This window comes from Kitasatospora sp. NPDC058965, assembly GCF_042741245.1.
Taxonomy (GTDB): domain Bacteria; phylum Actinomycetota; class Actinomycetes; order Streptomycetales; family Streptomycetaceae; genus Kitasatospora.
This window is the reverse complement of record NZ_JBHYKG010000026.1, coordinates 28390-45003: the sequence shown is the minus strand read 5'-3', so window position 1 is coordinate 45003 and position 16614 is coordinate 28390. Positions and strand designations below refer to the sequence as shown.

19 protein-coding genes and 1 pseudogene are annotated in these 16614 nt (G+C 70.1%); 8 read left to right on the top strand and 12 right to left on the bottom strand.

The features are described 5' to 3' along the window. Window positions 1–132 precede the first annotated feature (132 nt). The 4 genes from ACFW1A_RS07345 to ACFW1A_RS07330 form a co-directional block, all read right to left on the bottom strand. Window positions 133–1287 carry a hypothetical protein gene (locus tag ACFW1A_RS07345; protein WP_380405662.1) on the bottom strand — a complete coding sequence of 385 codons (1155 nt, stop codon included), beginning with the start codon at window positions 1285–1287 and terminating at the stop codon, window positions 133–135. Between the two features lie 126 nt (window positions 1288–1413). Further along, window positions 1414–2145: a Rieske (2Fe-2S) protein gene (locus ACFW1A_RS07340; protein WP_380405659.1), complete on the bottom strand. Its 732-nt coding sequence runs from the start codon at window positions 2143–2145 to the stop codon at window positions 1414–1416. Beyond that, the gene (locus ACFW1A_RS07335; protein WP_380405656.1) at window positions 2142–2717 is read right to left on the bottom strand and encodes an RNA polymerase sigma factor; all 576 of its coding nucleotides are present in this window, start codon (window positions 2715–2717) and stop codon (window positions 2142–2144) included. The genes ACFW1A_RS07340 and ACFW1A_RS07335 overlap by 4 nt, the downstream gene beginning before the upstream one ends. A gap of 281 nt (window positions 2718–2998) precedes the next feature. After that, the gene (locus ACFW1A_RS07330; RefSeq protein ID WP_380405654.1) at window positions 2999–3235 is read right to left on the bottom strand and encodes a hypothetical protein; all 237 of its coding nucleotides are present in this window, start codon (window positions 3233–3235) and stop codon (window positions 2999–3001) included. Between ACFW1A_RS07330 and ACFW1A_RS07325 the strand changes: the two genes are divergently transcribed. Genes ACFW1A_RS07325 through ACFW1A_RS07315 form a run of 3 tightly spaced genes read left to right on the top strand, consistent with a single transcriptional unit; the run spans window position 3228 to window position 4950 of the window. Further along, window positions 3228–3536, top strand: a complete 309-nt coding sequence (locus tag ACFW1A_RS07325; RefSeq protein WP_380405651.1) for a plastocyanin/azurin family copper-binding protein — start codon at window positions 3228–3230, stop codon at window positions 3534–3536. The two genes, ACFW1A_RS07330 and ACFW1A_RS07325, sit on opposite strands and share 8 nt — an antisense overlap. Before the next feature lie 20 nt (window positions 3537–3556). Next, window positions 3557–4474 carry a metallophosphoesterase family protein gene (locus ACFW1A_RS07320; RefSeq protein ID WP_380405648.1) on the top strand — a complete coding sequence of 306 codons (918 nt, stop codon included), beginning with the start codon at window positions 3557–3559 and terminating at the stop codon, window positions 4472–4474. Continuing rightward, entirely contained in the window at window positions 4471–4950 is a 480-nt protein-coding gene (locus ACFW1A_RS07315) for a hypothetical protein (RefSeq protein ID WP_380405645.1), read from the top strand. The genes ACFW1A_RS07320 and ACFW1A_RS07315 overlap by 4 nt, the downstream gene beginning before the upstream one ends. Window positions 4951–5038: 88 nt before the next feature. Here the strand turns inward: ACFW1A_RS07315 and ACFW1A_RS07310 are convergent, their stop codons facing one another. Further along, window positions 5039–5506: a nuclear transport factor 2 family protein gene (locus ACFW1A_RS07310; RefSeq protein ID WP_380405642.1), complete on the bottom strand. Its 468-nt coding sequence runs from the start codon at window positions 5504–5506 to the stop codon at window positions 5039–5041. A gap of 101 nt (window positions 5507–5607) precedes the next feature. Next, the gene (locus tag ACFW1A_RS07305) at window positions 5608–6426 is read right to left on the bottom strand and encodes a MerR family transcriptional regulator (protein WP_380405639.1); all 819 of its coding nucleotides are present in this window, start codon (window positions 6424–6426) and stop codon (window positions 5608–5610) included. Between the two features lie 128 nt (window positions 6427–6554). Here ACFW1A_RS07305 and ACFW1A_RS07300 point away from each other — a divergent pair, with 128 nt between their 5' ends. The 3 genes and pseudogenes from ACFW1A_RS07300 to ACFW1A_RS07290 all read left to right on the top strand — a co-directional run. Then, window positions 6555–6929 (top strand): nuclear transport factor 2 family protein, encoded by a 375-nt coding sequence (locus ACFW1A_RS07300; protein WP_380405636.1) that lies wholly within the window; start codon window positions 6555–6557, stop codon window positions 6927–6929. A gap of 97 nt (window positions 6930–7026) precedes the next feature. Then, window positions 7027–7341: a putative quinol monooxygenase gene (locus ACFW1A_RS07295; protein ID WP_380405633.1), complete on the top strand. Its 315-nt coding sequence runs from the start codon at window positions 7027–7029 to the stop codon at window positions 7339–7341. Between the two features lie 310 nt (window positions 7342–7651). After that, a pseudogene (locus ACFW1A_RS07290) lies at window positions 7652–7805 on the top strand (DUF255 domain-containing protein); the annotation flags it as partial. Between the two features lie 571 nt (window positions 7806–8376). Here ACFW1A_RS07290 and ACFW1A_RS07285 read toward each other — a convergent pair. The 4 genes from ACFW1A_RS07285 to ACFW1A_RS07270 are packed head-to-tail and all read right to left on the bottom strand — an operon-like array spanning window position 8377 to window position 11000. Then, complete coding sequence (locus tag ACFW1A_RS07285) at window positions 8377–8538, bottom strand: hypothetical protein (RefSeq protein WP_380405630.1); 162 nt, start codon at window positions 8536–8538, stop codon at window positions 8377–8379. Window positions 8539–8569: 31 nt separating this feature from the next. Further along, window positions 8570–9490 carry an ABC transporter ATP-binding protein gene (locus ACFW1A_RS07280; RefSeq protein ID WP_380405627.1) on the bottom strand — a complete coding sequence of 307 codons (921 nt, stop codon included), beginning with the start codon at window positions 9488–9490 and terminating at the stop codon, window positions 8570–8572. Then, window positions 9487–10299 carry a hypothetical protein gene (locus ACFW1A_RS07275; protein WP_380405624.1) on the bottom strand — a complete coding sequence of 271 codons (813 nt, stop codon included), beginning with the start codon at window positions 10297–10299 and terminating at the stop codon, window positions 9487–9489. The genes ACFW1A_RS07280 and ACFW1A_RS07275 overlap by 4 nt, the downstream gene beginning before the upstream one ends. Continuing rightward, entirely contained in the window at window positions 10296–11000 is a 705-nt protein-coding gene (locus ACFW1A_RS07270) for a hypothetical protein (RefSeq protein WP_380405621.1), read from the bottom strand. The genes ACFW1A_RS07275 and ACFW1A_RS07270 overlap by 4 nt, the downstream gene beginning before the upstream one ends. Before the next feature lie 184 nt (window positions 11001–11184). Here ACFW1A_RS07270 and ACFW1A_RS07265 point away from each other — a divergent pair, with 184 nt between their 5' ends. Together ACFW1A_RS07265 and ACFW1A_RS07260 are read left to right on the top strand one after the other, a co-directional pair. Then, window positions 11185–12330 carry a sensor histidine kinase gene (locus ACFW1A_RS07265; protein ID WP_380405665.1) on the top strand — a complete coding sequence of 382 codons (1146 nt, stop codon included), beginning with the start codon at window positions 11185–11187 and terminating at the stop codon, window positions 12328–12330. After that, on the top strand, window positions 12327–13007 hold the full coding sequence (locus ACFW1A_RS07260) for a response regulator (RefSeq protein ID WP_380405619.1): 681 nt from the start codon (window positions 12327–12329) through the stop codon (window positions 13005–13007). The genes ACFW1A_RS07265 and ACFW1A_RS07260 overlap by 4 nt, the downstream gene beginning before the upstream one ends. A 503-nt stretch (window positions 13008–13510) precedes the next feature. Here ACFW1A_RS07260 and ACFW1A_RS07255 read toward each other — a convergent pair. Next, window positions 13511–14503, bottom strand: a complete 993-nt coding sequence (locus ACFW1A_RS07255; protein ID WP_380405616.1) for a 3-oxoacyl-ACP synthase III family protein — start codon at window positions 14501–14503, stop codon at window positions 13511–13513. After that, entirely contained in the window at window positions 14500–16314 is a 1815-nt protein-coding gene (locus tag ACFW1A_RS07250; protein WP_380405613.1) for a ThiF family adenylyltransferase, read from the bottom strand. Before ACFW1A_RS07250 ends, ACFW1A_RS07255 begins: the two co-directional genes overlap by 4 nt. Between the last annotated feature and the right edge of the window lie 300 nt (window positions 16315–16614).

Below are 16614 nucleotides of genomic sequence, written 5' to 3'. Positions count from 1 at the left end.
GCACCCTCCCCCAAACCACAACGTCGGCCTTCAAGACCACAACCAGGTCTTGAAGGCCGACGTCACGCGCAGGCCCCGAATTCGCCAACAGCATCCCAGCCGCTGCGGGGCCCCACCGTTGCTACGGCCGGGTCAGGTCCAGGTGGCGTCCTGGAGGTTGAACGTGCCCGGGGTGGCGCCCTTCACGAACCGCAGGTAGCCGTCCTGGATGGTGAGCGGCCGACCGGTCTCGCAGTCCTTCTGCCAGATCTCGTAGTAGGGGCCCATGTCGTAGAAGGTGATTGGGTCGCCCTTCGCAGACTGGGGCCGCACCCATCCGTCGCTGGAGTCGATCCACTGGCCTTCCGCCGTGGCGCAGGTGACCTGGAGGCGGCCGCCCCAGTTGCCGTCCTTGGACCACGCGCCCTCGCCGACCTTCACCCACAGGGTGGCCGCGCGCTGGCCGGTGTCGAGGTACGCCAGCTTCACGCCGTCCCACCGGGTCTCGCCGATGTGCGAGTTGATCCCGAGCCGGTCGGCGCGGCCGTCCCTGAACCGGACGGTGGCCTCGGAGGAGCGGGACGGGCGGTAGGTGAGGTCCGGCAGCGTGGCCTTCGACGTCACGATGCCGTACACGTCCCACCCGAAGTCGCGCAGGTTCTTCTGGTCGACGTCGCGGAAGGTGGTCCGCAGGTACTCCCTGAACGCGTCCTCGTCGACGATGCTCTCGTCCTGGACCGCCTGGACGATTCCCCGCCAGGTTGCCCCGTCGGGTCCCGCGACGCGAGCGGCGGCGGCTTCCTTCGCCGCGTCCACGACCGCCTTGTCGGTGGGGAACCGCGCCAGGACGGCGGCTGGACCGGGCCCGCCCGCGGATTCCCCCGTCGACGGCCTCCGGCGCGTCTCCGCGATGGCGGTGGCCAGCATGTCGGGCGTGACCAGGTCCAGAACCGAAACGCCCTCCCCTTCCGCCAGATGGCGAAGGATCTCCGACTGCTGCCGCTCGTCGCCGGGAATCAGCGCCAGGATGGCAGACGGATCGGTCCCACCCTCGAAGTCGGCCTCGAACCGCTTCGCCCCGTCCGCCTCCTTCAGGGAGTCCGCCAGTATCTCGCTCTCGAACGCCGGCGTCCCCGGAGTCGTACGCGAGTTCCACAGCTTCTCCGCCGCCGCGGACGAGGCGGCGGAGAGCCGGATCTTCGCCGGCCAGCACTTCCTGTTCGACGAGAACGCAGGGCAGGCGCTCGGCGACCAGGTCGGCGACCTGGTCTCGCACTCCTGCCTGTAGTAGGACAAGCTCACGGCCATGCCCGGAATCCATGGTCCGACGATCCTAGGAATGACCGCCTCAGGCCCACGCTTGGTGGGTAGGACAGGCTCAGAACTCGGGCACGTCGGTCGGCTTCCTCCCAGAGCTGTTCCGGTGGGGCGAGGTTACTCGGTCGTCTTCGGGGAGTGGTCGGCAGCCGGGGCGTAGATCTGGATGGCGCCGTCGAGTTCGCGCACCGGGAGTCGCGGCAGCGCGGGCAGCGGCTCGCCGGACTGGTGCGGACGCGTCAGGTTCACGCCGGCGAGGCTGAAGGTCGCTCCGTGGCACGGGCAGGCGAGCCTGTCGCGGGCGCTGTCCAGGTCGAGCCGGCACCCCTGATGGGTGCAGTTGCCCGAGACGGCCCGGATGCGCCCGTCGGTACGGCGGACGAATCCGGTCACAGCGCCCAGATCGAAGGCGACGACGGCTCCCTCGGGCAGCTCGGCGGCCTGGACGACCGGCTGCCAGCTGCCGGCGACCGGGACGATTTCTGCCGACGGGCCGGGCCGCTGCGCCTGCGCGCCCTCCTCGCGTCGCTGCAGGAGCTGGTCCGCGGCCACCCCGGCCAGCGCGCCGGTGGCGGTGAGCGCTCCCGCAGCCAGCAGCCGACGGCGCGGCGGGGTGCGCCACGCCGGCTGCGGTGCGGGCGTGGCCGCCCGCGTCTGCTCCTGTTCGCGCAGCTGCCGGCGCAGCCGGTCCACGAAGGCAGGGCTGGGGCCCTGGGCGTCCGGCCCGGCGGCCGCGAGGTCGATGGCGGTGCGTACCACGGCCAGTTCGTCCTCGGTGGCCGCGAACGGCTTGGGGCGGCGCCGGCCGAGCAGCCGTTCCACGTAGCGGTCCACTGCCTGCCGTCTCATGACGCTGCCCCTTCCTTGTCGGCGTTGTTCTCCACCCGGGCGGCCGCACGCAGGGCGCGGTGCTGGAGGACCTTCGCGTTCGCCACCGTGACCCCGAGTTCCGTCGCGGCCTGCCGGACGGTGTACCCCCGCAGGAACCTCAGGACGAGAATCTGCCGGTACCGCTCCGGCAGCGCTTCCAGGATGCGCTGCGCGTGCGCGTCGGCTTCGGCGTTGTCGCCCTCCCCGGCACCGAGTGCTTGATCGGCGAGGTCGAGGTCGTCGGGGTCGATCTCGGTGACCTGGTGACCCAGGGTGCGACGCCAGTGCTCGGCGAGCACGGTGCGCGCGGTCGCCGTCAGGTAGGCGCGTACCTGACCGATCTCGGCGCCGGGCCGCAACGGCCCGAGCGCGGCCGTGAACACCTGCGAGGTCAGGTCTTCGGCGTCCGGACGGTTGCCGACCTTCGCGAACATCAACCGGTAGATGCGCCCCACGTTGTCGGCGTAGATCGCGTCCCAGTCGGGGTACGTCGCCCACGGCAGTAGCGCGGGACGGGACGCCGGCACCGCGGTGTCAGCACGCCAGATCATGCCGGAGCCGACCCGTCTGAGCGCTGCGAATCTCCGGCGACCGGCCACGGCTCATGGTAGAGCGCGGCGTGCACCGGATCTGTTCTCTCGGCATCGATTGACCTCCGTCGATTCTCCTCGCCAACAGATACGGGCAGGGGTTACAGCCGTGCCGTGCGCGGTGCCGGTGTAACCCCCGCCCGTATCCCCTCTGCGACGGCAGCGGGCTGTGGCGCAAGCGCCCGGCCCCGGCACCCGCCGAAGCCAGCTCCAGCTCTTCGTCCGCGCCCGCCCAGGGCCGATCAGAAAGCCGAACCGATGAACATCTCCCTTACCAGGCGCCGGGCATGCGCCGCGGCCGCGCTGCTCGCGGCAGCCGGGCTGACCCTGGCCGGATGCTCCAGCCCCACGCACAGCACCGGGTCGGCCACGGCCACCGCCCTCACCCCCGGCTCCGGCCAGTCGAGCCTGGCCGGGATGCCCGGCGCCACCGCAACCGGCGCCGGTCCCATGCCGACCATGACGATGCCGATGCCCACGACCCCCGGCACCGACGCGCAGACACCCGCGGGTACGCCGGTGGGCTCCGACAGCGTGGCCATCAAGAACTTCGCCTTCGCTCCCGCCGCCGTCACGGTGAAGGTCGGTACCACGGTGACCTGGACCAACCAGGACAGCGAGCCGCACACCGTCACCGGCCAGAACAACACCGGACCGCTGAACTCCAAGGCGCTGAACACCGGGCAGAGCTACTCGTACACATTCACCACCCCCGGCAGCTACAGCTACCTGTGCACCATCCACCCGTTCATGACGGCCACCGTGACGGTGACCCGATGACCGATCCTATGACCGCCCCCATGACCCGCCGCCAGCTCGCCCGGCACGCCGGCTGGTTCGGAGCCGCCGTGGTGCTGAGCGTCACCGCGGGAGAGGTCGTCAGCCACATCGCTGACTCGCGCGACAGCATCGCCGCCGCGACCGCCGGCGACGCCAACACGCTGCGCTTCGTGCAGGTCTCCGACAGCCACATCGGCTTCGCCGGGCCCGCCAACACCGACGTCACCGGCTCCTTCACCCGCGCGATCGACCAGGTCAACGCGCTGGGGTTCCGGCCCGACTTCGTCATGCACACCGGCGACCTGACCCACCTGTCCACCCCGGCCCAGTTCGACCAGGTCAAGCAGATGATGAGCGGTCTGCGCACCGAGCGGGTGTTCACGGTCCCCGGCGAGCACGACTCGGTGGGCGACCAGGGCCGCGCCTACCGGCAGGCCTTCGCCCAGGGCACGCAGGGTGACGGTTGGTACAGCTTCGACACGCACGGCGTGCACTTCATCGCGCTCGTCAACACCCTCAGCCTGGAGAAGCTGGGACACCTCGGCGCCGATCAGATCGACTTCGTGCGCCGCGACGTCGCCGGCCTGTCCTCCGACACCCCGATCGTCGTGTTCAGCCACATCCCGCTGTTCGCCATGTACCCGCAATGGGGCTGGTCGACCGACGACGCGCTGCAGGTTCTCAACCTGCTCAAGCGGTTCTCCTCCGTCACCGCCCTCAACGGGCACGTCCACCAACTGTTCAGCCGGGTGGAAGGCAACGTCACCTTCCACTCGGCCACCACGACCGCCTACCCACTGCCCAAGCCAGGCCAGGCCCCCGCTCCGACCCCGCAGGTGCTCCCGGCCCGGCAGCTGCACACCGCCCTCGGCATCCGCACCGTCCAGTACCGGCAGGGCACCACCGCGCTGGCGATCACCGACCAGGAGCTCGCATGAACGACAGCCCCTCGCCCGTACCCGGCCGCACCCCCGCGAGGACCGGAGCACACCCGCCCGCAGCGGCGAGACTGCTCAGCCTGATCGGCGGTGCCGCACTCGCCGCCGGCGGCGCCGTCCACGCGCAGCTCTACCTCGACGGCTATCGCTACCTGCACGTTGTCGGCGTCCTGTTCCTGCTCCAGGCCGCAGCCTCGTTCGGTCTCGGCGCGCTGCTGGTGGCGGGGGCACTCCTCCCGCCGCCCGCGCTCATCCACCTCGCTGCCGTGGGCACGGCCGGCGGTGCGCTGGCCGGCTTCGCCGCCTCACGCACCACAGGCGTCTTCGGATTCGTCGAACACGGCCTGCAACCCGCTCCGCAGGCGCTGATCAGCATCGTCGCCGAATGCGCAGCCGTGCTGGCGTTGCTCGCAGCTGGATACCTCACCGTCCGGCACCGGCGGGCACCCGTGTCCCGCCCACCGAGCGCACGCTGAAGACAGTCCGAGCCAGGCCCCTGGTGGGCGGGGGGCCGGGCGCATCCTGAACCAGCGGTATGAGAGCGGGTGTGCCTGGCCGAGTGGTTCAGGCAGTGCTGGGGCGGGTCTCGGTCCAGTCGACCATCAGACGTCGTTCGGCGAAGAGCCACTCGCCTTCGCGCTTGGCGAAATGGTCCAGGTAACGGATGGACGCGATCATGATCGTGCGCTCGGCATCCGCGCCGTAGGAGATGTGGTGGGCCAGGCAGTAGCTCTCGCCGCTCGCCCGGTCGCCGTCCAGGATCACGGTGCTCTGGCCGTTGAAGTGAGTGGTGGCCTTGTAGGTGTTCAGGTTGTCGAAGACCGGGGCAAGGGCTTCGCGGCCGTGCAGTTCCTGGGTCGGGTCGGCGGCGGTGGCGTCCATGAAGACCAGGAAGCGGGTGTCCTCGGTGAACAGTGCCATCTGCCCCTTGGCGTCCCGGCGGTCGGCGCAGTGGGCGTAGGCGTCGATGAGTTCCCGGATGGCCAGCCGGTCGGCGGCCTCCTGCGGTGAGATCGGGTCGTGAGAAGACAAGGCGACTCCCTCGGGAAGTGAATGACACCTGCATGAGAGCACCGGTGGGCTGAGCCCGGATCAAGGCACGCCGTCACCGCACCGGCGCGGCCGAACCGCCGCTATCCGTTCGAGCGGAAGATGGGCCAGCCGACCTCGGTGACCCAGTCGTGCTCGTTGGTCGCGTCGAGGGGGCTGCGCAGGTAGAACTCGCGCAGCGGGCCGTCGACGCCGATCTCGTGGCGTGCGGCGTAGGTGCCCAGGTCGCCGTAGGTGAGGTCGATGGTCTCCAGGGGCCCGTGGTGGACCGCGACCGCGAGTTCCGCGCCGGGCACGACCACTGCGTCGATCCGGCCGACCGGGCGCGCGTCACCGTCGACCGGAAGGAACACGAGCGCCTCTCCGCGCTCGTCCTGGAGCAGCTCACTCGCGAACAGGCCGCCCATCGGGCCCGTCCGGCGCAGTCCTCGGGCCGTGGCGAAGCCGTGCAGCTCGCCGAGGGCGCCCTGCCACCAGCTCACCACGTCCTGCCGGTCGACGACTTCGCGGATGCCGATGGCCGGCTGACCGTGGACCGTGCGGTACTCGATGGCTGACCCGCGCGCGGGCCGGGCCAGCAGCTCGCGCAGCGATTCGACGGCGCTCTGCGCCTGCGCGAGCCGGTCCTCCAACCGCGCGAGATGCGCGCTGATCAGCTCGTTGCGGGTGCCAACGTCTTCAGTGGCGAGCACGGCCTTGACATCCGCCACGGGCATCTCCAGGTTGCGCAGCCGAACGATCACCTGCGCCGTCGGCACCTGGCCCAGGGAGTAGTACCGGTAGCCGGTTCCCGGGTCGACGTCGGCCGGCGTGAGCAGCTCGACGTCGTGGTAGTGCCGCAGCGTCTTGACGCTCAGATGGGACACGCGGGAGAACTCGCCGACGGTCAGACCGGTGTGCATGGCGCCAGTATGAACCCTCCCCCTGCCGGAGGGTCCAGCACCGGACCACCGGTTGACCCTCCCGCACGGGGAGCACCCAACGTGTTCAGTACGGACCCCAACGGTCACAGGCCGACGAAGGAGCCACCATGAACACCACCGGCCCAGCCGATGCACTGCCCGACGTCGTCACCGCCCACATCGCGGCGGTCAACGCCTTCGACGTGGACGCCATCATGGCGACCTTCACCAACGACGCCCTGGTCAACGACGCGCTGCGCGAATTCGTCGGCACCGCGTCGATCCGCGCCTGGGCGAGCCGCGAACTGGTGGACGCCAAGGTCACCATGGACGTGACGCAGGTCGTGCCCCACCGCACGCTGACGATCGTGCGGGCGCGCTACGACGGCGAGTACGACAAGACGAACCTCCCCGACGAGCTGGTACTGACCAACTACTTCACCGTCACCGACGGCAGGATCAGCTCACTGATCATCGTGCACAACGCGCCGGCTCCCTACTGAAGACCTGTCCGCTCCGGCGGCCGGCCGACGCGAGTCTCCCGAACTCCCACCGCTGCCCGGTGACCGGACAGCACCGACACACCTCAGGAAGCACCCCATGAGCACAGTGGTCATCGCCGAGCTCTTCTCCCAGCCCGGCCGGGGCGACGACGTCGCAAAACTACTGCTGGACATCCTGGGTGAGAGCCTCGAGCACGAGGGCTGCGAACACATCCGCATCCTGCGCGACCAAGGCGACGCCGACCACGTCGCCGGCCTGACCCGGTGGACCGAGGCACACAACTACACCGACTACCTCGCCTGGCGCACCGCGAACGGCTTCACCGCCACCTTCGAGGCCATGCTCACCCGCCCCCTGGTGATCCACTACTACGACGAGATCTACCAGGGCCAGGGCATCGCAGCGCGCTGAGCGCCCCAGCTCAGGCCGGGTCCAAGCCGCCCTGCATCAGCAGCGTCGGGTCGGCCTGTACGAGCTTGTGACTACACGGCGTGATCGCAGCGGTGGTCACGTGATGTGCCGCCAGGCGGCTGACGGTGGGGAATCTCGCCCGGCCACCGCCAGCGCGGGTGTTACTTAACCTGTTCGGGCGGCCCGGCCGACGGCAGCACTACCCGGCAAAGCACGAGCAAGACCGCTGATTGGCCGGAGGTCGTGGGCTCCCGGCGTGTTCGGCTGCGGCCCTCGCAAAATTGGGTCAGGGAGCTGGAATTCTGCGGGCATGGTGAATCGACTGGTCCATGCCCAGTCGCCTTATCTCCAGCAGCACGCCACCAACCTGTGGACTGGTGGCGTGGGGAGAGGAGGCGATGTCAGAAGCGGCAAGGCGGGACGTACCCATCCTCCTCTCGGTGGGGTACGCATCCTGCTATTGGTTACCGCTTCTGACGATCAATCAACTGGTGCCACGTGATGGCCCACAAGTGCACCGCTCGGGGCTCGTGGGCCTAGGAGCGGGAGGCGCTACACAGAACTCCCGCCGAGATCGAACCCAGTGCACTCTCATTTCACATCGCGAGCCGCAGAGCAATCGACGCGAGTCGGAAGCCTAGCGTTTTCGCAGGTCAGGGCGTTTGCCGACCTGCGGAAGCGATGAGAGAGCGAATCACGTTTCCGCAGGTCGGAGACGCTCCTAGCAGTCGTAGTTCTGATCGAACATACCTCTGGCCTGCGGAAAAATGGCCCTCAGGGAAGATCATTTCACAACCGGTGCACACGCGGCGGCTTCATCGGTTGAGATGCGTCGAGAAGGACCGAGCAGTGACGAGGGATCGTGTTCTCGTGTCGCTGTCGGGCGCTACGTGGTGCCACCGCCGTTCGACCCGGGGCGTATGCGGCGTTCATGTCGCTTGTGTGACCTCGCGCGCCAGGCAGGGACGTAGACGCCAGGGTCGAAGATCAGCCGGCCGCCTCGTCCGAGTGGCACTCTTGTGCTCAGACGGGTGTTCAACGGCGGTTGCGGCGGTTGCGCATCAGGCGGACGGCGTAGATGGGACCGCCGATTATGGCGCCGATGATGAGGGCCCACTCCACGAAGAAGGCCAGGCCGGGGTGGAAGCCGGTGGTGTCGGCGGCGGCCAGGACGGCGGCGAGCGGCTGCTGGGACATCTTCTGGTCCTTGGGTGTTGACGGGTTGTGGTCAGACGACGCGGAGGTCGGGGCCGTGCTGGGCCCGCTCCGGGGCGGTGTCGTGCATGAGGGCGATGTAGCCGTCCTCAACGGTGGCGCCGACGCTCTCGGCGGCCGGGGCGGGGGCGCCGGAGCTGATGACCCGGTAGGTGGTGCCGGTCGTGCTGGGGGTGACCTTGACGGTGGGCAGGTCGGGTGGCGAGGTGGTGGCCGGCTGGGTGACGTGCCACACCATGCCCTCGGCGCGGGTGGCGAGATCGCCGATGGCGCCCTGGAAGGCGACGTGCCCGCGCTCGATCACCACGACGTTCGGGCAGGTCTGCACGATGTCGTCGACGATGTGGGTGGAGAGCAGCACCGTCCGGTCGCCGGCCAGCCTGGCGAGCAGGCTGCGGAACCGCAGCCGCTCCTCGGGGTCAAGTCCCACGGTGGGTTCGTCGACGATCAGCAGCCGGGGGTCGTTCAGGATCGCCTGGGCGATGCCCACGCGGCGCTTCATACCGCCCGAGTAGCCCTTCACCTTCCGGTTGGCGACATCGCTGAGCGAGACCAGTTCGAGGACCTCCTTGACGCGAGCGCGGCGGGCGCGCCGGTCGGTGATGCCCTTGAGCAGCGCCATGTAGTCGAGAAACTGCTTGGCCGTCAGGTCCGGGTACAGGCCGAGCTCCTGGGGGAGGTAGCCGGTGGTGGACTTGACCTCTCGGCGCCGGCTGCGCGACGTCAGGTCGGTGCCGTCCACCGCGACGGTGCCCGCGGTCGGCAGCAGCACCCCGGTCAGGACCCGCATGAAGGTGGTCTTGCCGGCCCCGTTGGGGCCGAGCAGGCCGACCATGCCGGCGGGCAGACGGAGATTGATGCCGTCGAGGGCGCGGACCTGTCCGCGCCGGAAGGTGACGGTCAGATCGGTGATGGTCACGTTGGGCGCGGTCATGACGGGCTCCTCTTGGTGAGCACGAGCTGAGTAGTCATGAGGGCGGCGAGCGCCATGAGCAGCAGGAAGGCAATGCTGAGGACGGCCTCGCCGCCGGTCGGGTGCAGTCCCCGCTGCCTGGCGATGAACAGGGTGCCGTGGAACCAGGCACCGGCCGGGTACTCGCCGATGGCTTCGAAGGGCGTGCCGGCGAGGGTGGGGATCCCGAAGCGCGGGCCGACCATGTTGCCCCAGATCCAGTAGCCGAACACACCGAGCCGGTACAGCACGGGCCCGGTCAGGTACGGGACGGTGACTGAGCAGGCCGAGATGAAGACCAGCCCGGGAAGGATGATGGCGGCGAACGCCGCGAGGCCGACCGAGATCACCCCGGCCCCGCGCTGGGCGGTCAGGTAGCCGAGCAGGCCCACCCAGGCGACGGCGACCGGTGTGATGGTCGCCGCGCCGGCGCCGATGGCCTTGCCCCACAGGCGCGGGCCGATGCCGGTGGGCGTCGAGGTCAGGAGGTCGTTCAGTTCCAGCCGGGACTCCCGCCGGACTCGGTCGGCGAGGACGGCGCCGACGCCGATCGGGCACAGCATGATGAAGTTGCCCGCCCAGTCCGCGACCAGAAAGGTGTGGTCCGTGGTGCCGGTGAAACCCGGCGGGAAGGGCGATGCGCAGCGCAGCGCGATCAACCCGATCACGACCAGCCAGACGGCCGGGCGGCGCACCTGCATCAGGTACTCGTAGCGGGCGGCCGCGACGGTCTTCGCCCACCAGCCCTGAGCTGTCGTCGGCGGAGCGATTCGCCGAAGGACGGCGGTCATGCGCCATCGCTCCCCAAGAATCGTTCGGGACGCCCCAGCAGCAGGCCGGCCGCGACGATGGCGACGAGACCGACGACGGGCAGGGCGATCCGGTTGACGGTCCATTCGTGCGCCGGGACCTTGGCGGCGACGCCCATGAACATGTACTGCGCCCGCAGCACCGTGTTGTCCAGGATGGCGCGCGTCATCAGGTACTGGGCCAGCCACAGGCCCCCGATCAGGCCGCTTGCGGCGGCCGGGCTGCGCAGGCCGATCGCGATGAGCATCGCCAGCGCGACCAGCCAGAGCATCGGCGGGGCCCACACCAGGACGTAACCGCCTGTGCCCTGCCCCACGGGCCAGGCGTTCAAGGCCCGGAACACGACGGCGTCCACCAGCGTGACCAGGGCCGCCGGCACTACCACCAGACCGACACGCAGGAACAGCACCCGGCGGTAGACCGTGCTGGTCATCACCAGCTCGGCGCCGGAATCACGCCCCACGATCGAGGAGGCCGCGACGGCGGTGCCGAGCGGGGCGAAGCCCGCCAGGACCGCGCCGGCGGCGAGGTCGAGGTGCTCCGCGCCGGCCCCGGAGGTGTGCATGGCGATCACCAGGATCGCGCCGCCCAGTGTTGCCGCCAGTGCCGTCACCGGCGGGGCGATGCCGATGACCCGCAGCTCCAATCGGAGGCGGGCCAAGGTGGACCGGTTCACGTCCACCTGCCGGCTCGTGCGGGCACCGCGTCGCCGCGGGGTGTGTCGAGGTCTCGTTGCATGCCGTCAAGCCTGCTCACGCCAGCCGTGTCTCGTACCGGCCAAAAGTACTGATCGGTTGGATCGGAGCGGTCCCTTTGGCCGGTACACCGGCCGTGACCGGTTCCGTAGTCTGAGCGCCGTGAGTGTGATGGAACGGCTGGCCGCACTGGGTGCACTGGCCACCAGACGAACCAACGTCCTGCTCGGGCTTGGCCTGGCGGCGGTGCTGGCAGCGACGGCCTACTGGCATGCCGCCCACGCGGGCGGCCGGGGTTGGTTGCTCGACTGCGGTACCGGTGCGGTGGTGTGCGTCGCGGCGCTGCTGCGGGAGCGCAACCGGCTGGTCGCCGTGGCCGTCGGCCTGTCCGTTTCGGCTGTCGCCGTGCTCGCCGCCGCCCTGGGGTACCCGACCGACCAGTCCGGCGTTGCCGCGTCCCTGGCTCTGAGCGTCCTCGCTGGCTCCGCGATCCGGGTCCTCCCGCCCTGGCGAGCCGCCGTGGTCTCCTCGGCCGGGCTCGTGGTCACGGCACTCGGCCGCCTCGCGATCACCTCACATGCCGTCACCACGTTCCACATGGGCGTCCAGGGCTGGTTGGCCGGCCTCGGCACGGGGCTCGTCCTGCGCTTCCTGGAGCATCGCCGCCAGGCCACCGTCGAGGCGGTGCGGCGAGACGAACGCCTGGCCCTGGCACGGGAGTTGCACGATGTCGTCGCCCATCACGTCTCCGGCATCGTGATGCACACCCACGCCGCCCAGATCATGCTCCGCAAGCAGCCCGCCCAACTCGGCACCGCCCTGACGGACATCGAACGCTCGGGCACCGACGCCATGGACGCCATGCGACGGGTGGTCGCCCTGCTCCGCGACGCGGAGGACGGCGCCGCCGTCACCGCGGGTCCGGAGCAACTCATCGACCTGGTCCGCCGCTTCGAGGAACACGGACCGGCCGTCGACCTCCGGCTACCCATCGGGGCTCCGACCTGGCCACCCGTGGTCACCACCACCGTGTACCGGGTCGTCCAGGAATCCCTGACCAACATCGCCCGCCACGCCCGCGGCGCCCGCGCGGCCATCGTCACCATCTCCCAGGACGGCACGGACATCACCGTCGAGATCGGCAACGATGCTCCGCCGCACCCCCCGATCCGCGCCTCCCCGCGCGGCGGCTACGGCCTGGTCGGCATGCGCGAGCGCATCGAGGCACTGGGCGGTACGCTCAACGCCGGTCCGCAGCCCGGCTCCGGCTGGTCGGTACGGGCCACCCTGCCCCTGCCAGCCGGAGACCGCCGATGAGCATCAGCGTGCTGGTCGCCGACGACCAGGCCATGATCCGCACCAGCCTGCGCCTCATCCTGGAGGACGAGCCCGACATCACCGTCGTCGCGGAAGCACGCGACGGCGCCGAGGCCGTCGCCCTCGCCCGCCAACTGCGCCCCGACGTCTGCCTCATCGACATCCGCATGCCCCGCCTCGACGGCATCGACGTCACCCGCGCACTCGCCGGCCCGGGCATCGTCGACCCGCTGCGGGTCGTCATCGTCACCACCTTCGGGCTCGACGAGTACGTCCACGGCGCCCTCCAGGCCGGAGCCCTCGGATTCGTCCTCAAGGACGGCGACCCCACCCTGTTCGCCGCCGCCGTGCGGGCCGCCAGCATTGGGGACGCACTGATCTCCCCGTCGATCACCCGGCGCCTGCTCCGCAACCTCGCCCCCGTCAAATCCCCTTCCGCCCTCCAGCCCAACACCCCGCTCACCGACCGGGAAACCGACGTCATCCGCGCTGTCGCCCGGGGCAGCACCAACCAGGAGATCGCCGCCGCCCTCTTCATCTCCGTCAGCACCGTGAAGGGCCACCTCACCGCGATCCAGAACAAGCTCGGTGCCCGTAACCGCAGCGAGATCACCGCCTGGGCCTGGGAATCCCACCTCATGCCGGGCAGTGCAGACCAACCGAAGAGCGGCCGATAGCACCAGCGACGGTGAGTCCAGTCAGGAGCCGCAAAAGTGTGGCTGCATACGGCGCCGGTGGCCAGCCGGTCCTCGCCCGGCAACTGGCTGGCCACCAGCACTTCCGTACCTGGTGTCACCTCGGCCGTGGCCGACGCCGTGTCGGCGCACTGGTTGGCCTCGGCGGGTACCACGACCGGCTGCGCGCCGCTCTCCCAGGTAAGGGCGAGCCTGCGTTCGATCCGTCGGTGCTTGAGCGGGGCGGCCAGCGACACCGTCACCACGACCGTGTCGACATCGGCGCAGGACCTGGCCGTGCGAGGTACGCGAAGCGCGGAGCGCACCAGGGTGGTGCGCCGGGCCAGGACCGCATGCAGCACCGGCCCACCGCCGGACCGGACCGTCAGGCCGGGGAGAATCGATCCTGCCGCTCCACCGCGGGGGTGGGGCAGATCCTCCGGGGCGGCCGGGGTCACGGTGACGGGTCCCGGGGTGTCGCGGTGGTACCGGCACGGCTGTGGTGTTCAGTGCTGTCTGAACACCAGCGTCCCCCACTGGAAGCCCGCGCCGATCGACGACATGAGATAGGTGTCGCCGGGGCGGACGAGCCCCTGGTGATGGGACTGGTGGAGCGCGGTGAGCACACCGGCCGACCCGGTGTTGCCGAGCCGGTCGAGGGTGACCGGAGCGCGGTCCAGCGGGACCCCGAGCTTCTCCATGGCGGCCTTGATGATGTTCAGGTTGGCCTGGTGGAGAAAGAAGTGGGAGACCTCCTCGGTCGGGACGCCCGCCGCGGCGGTGGCGTTGAGGATGCTGTCGGGCAGCCGCCGGGTCGCCGTGTCCCAGACGGTGCGGCCGTTCATCTTCAGGTAGTGCTGGCGGGCCGCCAGCGTCTCCGTGCTGGCCGGCAGCCGGGAGCCACCGGCCGGGATCTCCACGTCGTGGGAGAGCTCGGAGCCGAAGTCCCAAGCGAGCAGGCCGGTTCCGGCCTCGGTGCCCCGTCGTAGCACCACCGCGCCCGCCGCGTCGCCGAAGAAGATCCGGGTGGTCCGCTCCTCGGGGTCGGTGACGCGGGATGCCGCATCGGCGGCGACCACCAGGACGGTGCGGGCGGCGTCGGACTGCATCAGGTGCGCGGCGAGCAGGACGGCCTGCAGGCCGTTGGCGCACGCGGCGTGGGTGACGTCGAGCGTGAGGGCCCGGTGGGCGTCCAGCCGGTCCTTCACCATCAGGGCTGTCGAGGGGAGCGGCTGGTCCCAGGTGTAGGTGCCGACCACGATCGCGTCGAGCTGCCCGGGTGTGGTCCCCGCCGACGCGAGCGCCTCCCGGGCGGCGTCCACGCACATGTCCGACACCGCGCGGTCGGACGCGAGCCAGCGGCGTTCCCGGATGCCGGTGCGGCTGGTGATCCACTCGTCGGTGGTGTCGACCATGCGGGCCAGGTCGTGGTTGGTGACGACGGTCTCCGGCAGGTGGACCCCGGTGCCCGCCACGAGGACCGGTAGGTTCAGGCTCATGCCGGGCACCTCTGCGTGAGGCTGTCGGCGGCCGCGCAGATCAGCTCGGCGAAGTCGACGTAGAACCGGCCGGACGGGCAGTCGCCGCCGAGCAGGATGCGACGCGCGGCCTCGGCGGTCAGGGCGCCGCCCAGCGCTACACCGGAGGCGAGCTGCGGCCAACTGCTCAGCGTGGTGCCGAGTTGGTCGAACGAGGCACGCAGTTCGGGGCTGATGCGTTCGGCGTCGACCATCGCCAGGATCAGATCCACCCGTTCCTGCTGCGACAGGGTCTTCAACTCGGCCGAGGACACGTCACCGATCAGGCCGTGCAGCAGGGGCCGCCCGGGTTCGAGGTCGAAGCGCTCGACGTCGAGCATGCCGCGGTCGTTGCAGTCCATCACGACGGGAATGCCGAGCACGCGGGCTCGTTCGCGGGCCGCGATCTTCGCGTAGGGGGTGTCGCACTCCTCGACCAGCAGGTCGAGGCCGGTGAAGAAGGCGTCGAGGTTCTCGTCGGTGAGGCCGTCGGGGTGGATCTCGATATCGAGGTACGGGTCGATCTCGTACATCTGCCGAGCGGTGATCACCGCCTTGTTGACGCCCAGGTCGTGGACGCCGGCCCGCAGGCGGTTGAGGTTGGAGAGGCTGAAGGCGTCGAAGTCCGCGAGCTTGAACCGGCTGCCGATGCCCTCCAGCGCGAAGGTGATCGCGGAGGCGTTGCCGACGGACAGTCCCACAACGCCGATGGTGCGGTCGAGGAGTCGTCGCTGGGCCGGACGTTCGATCTTTCCGCGGTTCCGGTCGGTCCGTACGAGCCGGAACTCCTCGCGTGGCAGGACGTGGACCAGTCGGCCCGACCACGGGTACCAGGCCCACCGGCCGTAGTCCCGCGCGGACGCCCCGGCGAGCTGGCCCGCGCGCCTCGCGGCGATCCGCCCGGAATCGCCGCGCAGGACCGGTTCGCGGCTGCAGATCAGCTCCTCCAACTGCTCCTCGATGGTGTCGTGCACCTCGCGGACCAGGCTGGAGTCGACGAGCGCGTCCAGCGCCTGACGGTCGTTCGGATCGGTGCGGTTGAACAGCACGGGCGACCAGGCCGACTCCCCGGACAGCTCCGCGTCCACCCGCAGCTCCGTCCTGGCGTACGGAACCGACACGGTCTCGTACGGGGGCTCCCCAGCCGCGGCCAGCGCGGGGAACGAGTCCCGGAGGCGGCTGACCAGGTCCGTGTACTCGCCGGCGCCGTCGGCGACCCGGTGCACCATGATCACCACGTCCTCGGTGTACTGAGCCACATAGCGACGCGTGGCTGGCAGCGACCGGAAGCCGAAACGCTCGTGGAAGGCGTCCTGGCCGTCCTTGGTGCCCGAGGTCCCGATCATCAGCCGTGCGCCCATCGCGTGCGCCGCCCCGATCGCCACGGCGTTCAGGTACGCGCCGAGCCCCAGCTTCCTGGCGCGGTGCTCGACCACCAAACGACTGTGCTCGAACGTTTCTGCAAGACTGGCACCCTCCACCCGCAGCACCGACTCGTACCCTTCGGCGCCGAGGAACGCCCGGGACTGGAACAGATGCCCCGTGGCGGGAGTCGACAGCCGGATGTAGCCCAATGGCGGCCCGTCCGGCTCCCCGCGCGCGATGAAGTGCCAGGCCCCCAGGTCCAGATCCTGATCATCGGCGTAACTCCCGCCGGGTGTGCGGAACACCGGCCGCCTCCCGTGGTCGAACAGGACGCGGGCGCGGAGTTCGCGCACCATCTCGACGAGGGCGTCGCCACCCCCGCCGTCCGCGGGCACCAAAACGGCGCTCAAACACCACTGCGCATTCAACGGTCCGTCACTCCTGTCAGCAGGGACTGTAATTGGCATGCACGCTACACATCTGCCGTGGTGGCGCCTGACCCATCTCACACGAAAGGGGTAAGAACATGTTGATCACTGGACAGCAGCCGCCCGAGCCCCCTCGGCCCGGCCCAGCCGGTTCGCCCTCAAAGCCGCAGGATCACCTGCGCTCCTGCGACGACCCCCGCCACCCCCGACATGAGCTGCCCCTGACCTCGTGGATCGCAGCTTCCCCCGAGAAAACGATCACGCACCCACATCGTTACGGGCGCCTCGCGGACCGATCCG

Bases quoted from the DNA above. Each gene is read 5' to 3' on its own strand.
- ACFW1A_RS07295 (WP_380405633.1), top strand. From the start codon at position 7,027: ATGAGCACAGTGGTCATCGCCGAGCTCTTCTCCCAGCCCGGCCGGGGC.
- ACFW1A_RS07285 (WP_380405630.1), bottom strand. From the start codon at position 8,538: ATGTCCCAGCAGCCGCTCGCCGCCGTCCTGGCCGCCGCCGACACCACC.
- ACFW1A_RS07335 (WP_380405656.1), bottom strand. From the start codon at position 2,717: ATGATCTGGCGTGCTGACACCGCGGTGCCGGCGTCCCGTCCCGCGCTA.
- ACFW1A_RS07280 (WP_380405627.1), bottom strand. From the start codon at position 9,490: ATGACCGCGCCCAACGTGACCATCACCGATCTGACCGTCACCTTCCGG.
- ACFW1A_RS07265 (WP_380405665.1), top strand. From the start codon at position 11,185: ATGGAACGGCTGGCCGCACTGGGTGCACTGGCCACCAGACGAACCAAC.
- ACFW1A_RS07260 (WP_380405619.1), top strand. From the start codon at position 12,327: ATGAGCATCAGCGTGCTGGTCGCCGACGACCAGGCCATGATCCGCACC.
- ACFW1A_RS07305 (WP_380405639.1), bottom strand. From the start codon at position 6,426: ATGCACACCGGTCTGACCGTCGGCGAGTTCTCCCGCGTGTCCCATCTG.
- ACFW1A_RS07340 (WP_380405659.1), bottom strand. From the start codon at position 2,145: ATGAGACGGCAGGCAGTGGACCGCTACGTGGAACGGCTGCTCGGCCGG.
- ACFW1A_RS07325 (WP_380405651.1), top strand. From the start codon at position 3,228: ATGCCCACGACCCCCGGCACCGACGCGCAGACACCCGCGGGTACGCCG.
- ACFW1A_RS07315 (WP_380405645.1), top strand. From the start codon at position 4,471: ATGAACGACAGCCCCTCGCCCGTACCCGGCCGCACCCCCGCGAGGACC.
- ACFW1A_RS07275 (WP_380405624.1), bottom strand. From the start codon at position 10,299: ATGACCGCCGTCCTTCGGCGAATCGCTCCGCCGACGACAGCTCAGGGC.
- ACFW1A_RS07255 (WP_380405616.1), bottom strand. From the start codon at position 14,503: ATGAGCCTGAACCTACCGGTCCTCGTGGCGGGCACCGGGGTCCACCTG.
- ACFW1A_RS07300 (WP_380405636.1), top strand. From the start codon at position 6,555: ATGAACACCACCGGCCCAGCCGATGCACTGCCCGACGTCGTCACCGCC.
- ACFW1A_RS07345 (WP_380405662.1), bottom strand. From the start codon at position 1,287: ATGGCCGTGAGCTTGTCCTACTACAGGCAGGAGTGCGAGACCAGGTCG.
- ACFW1A_RS07320 (WP_380405648.1), top strand. From the start codon at position 3,557: ATGACCCGCCGCCAGCTCGCCCGGCACGCCGGCTGGTTCGGAGCCGCC.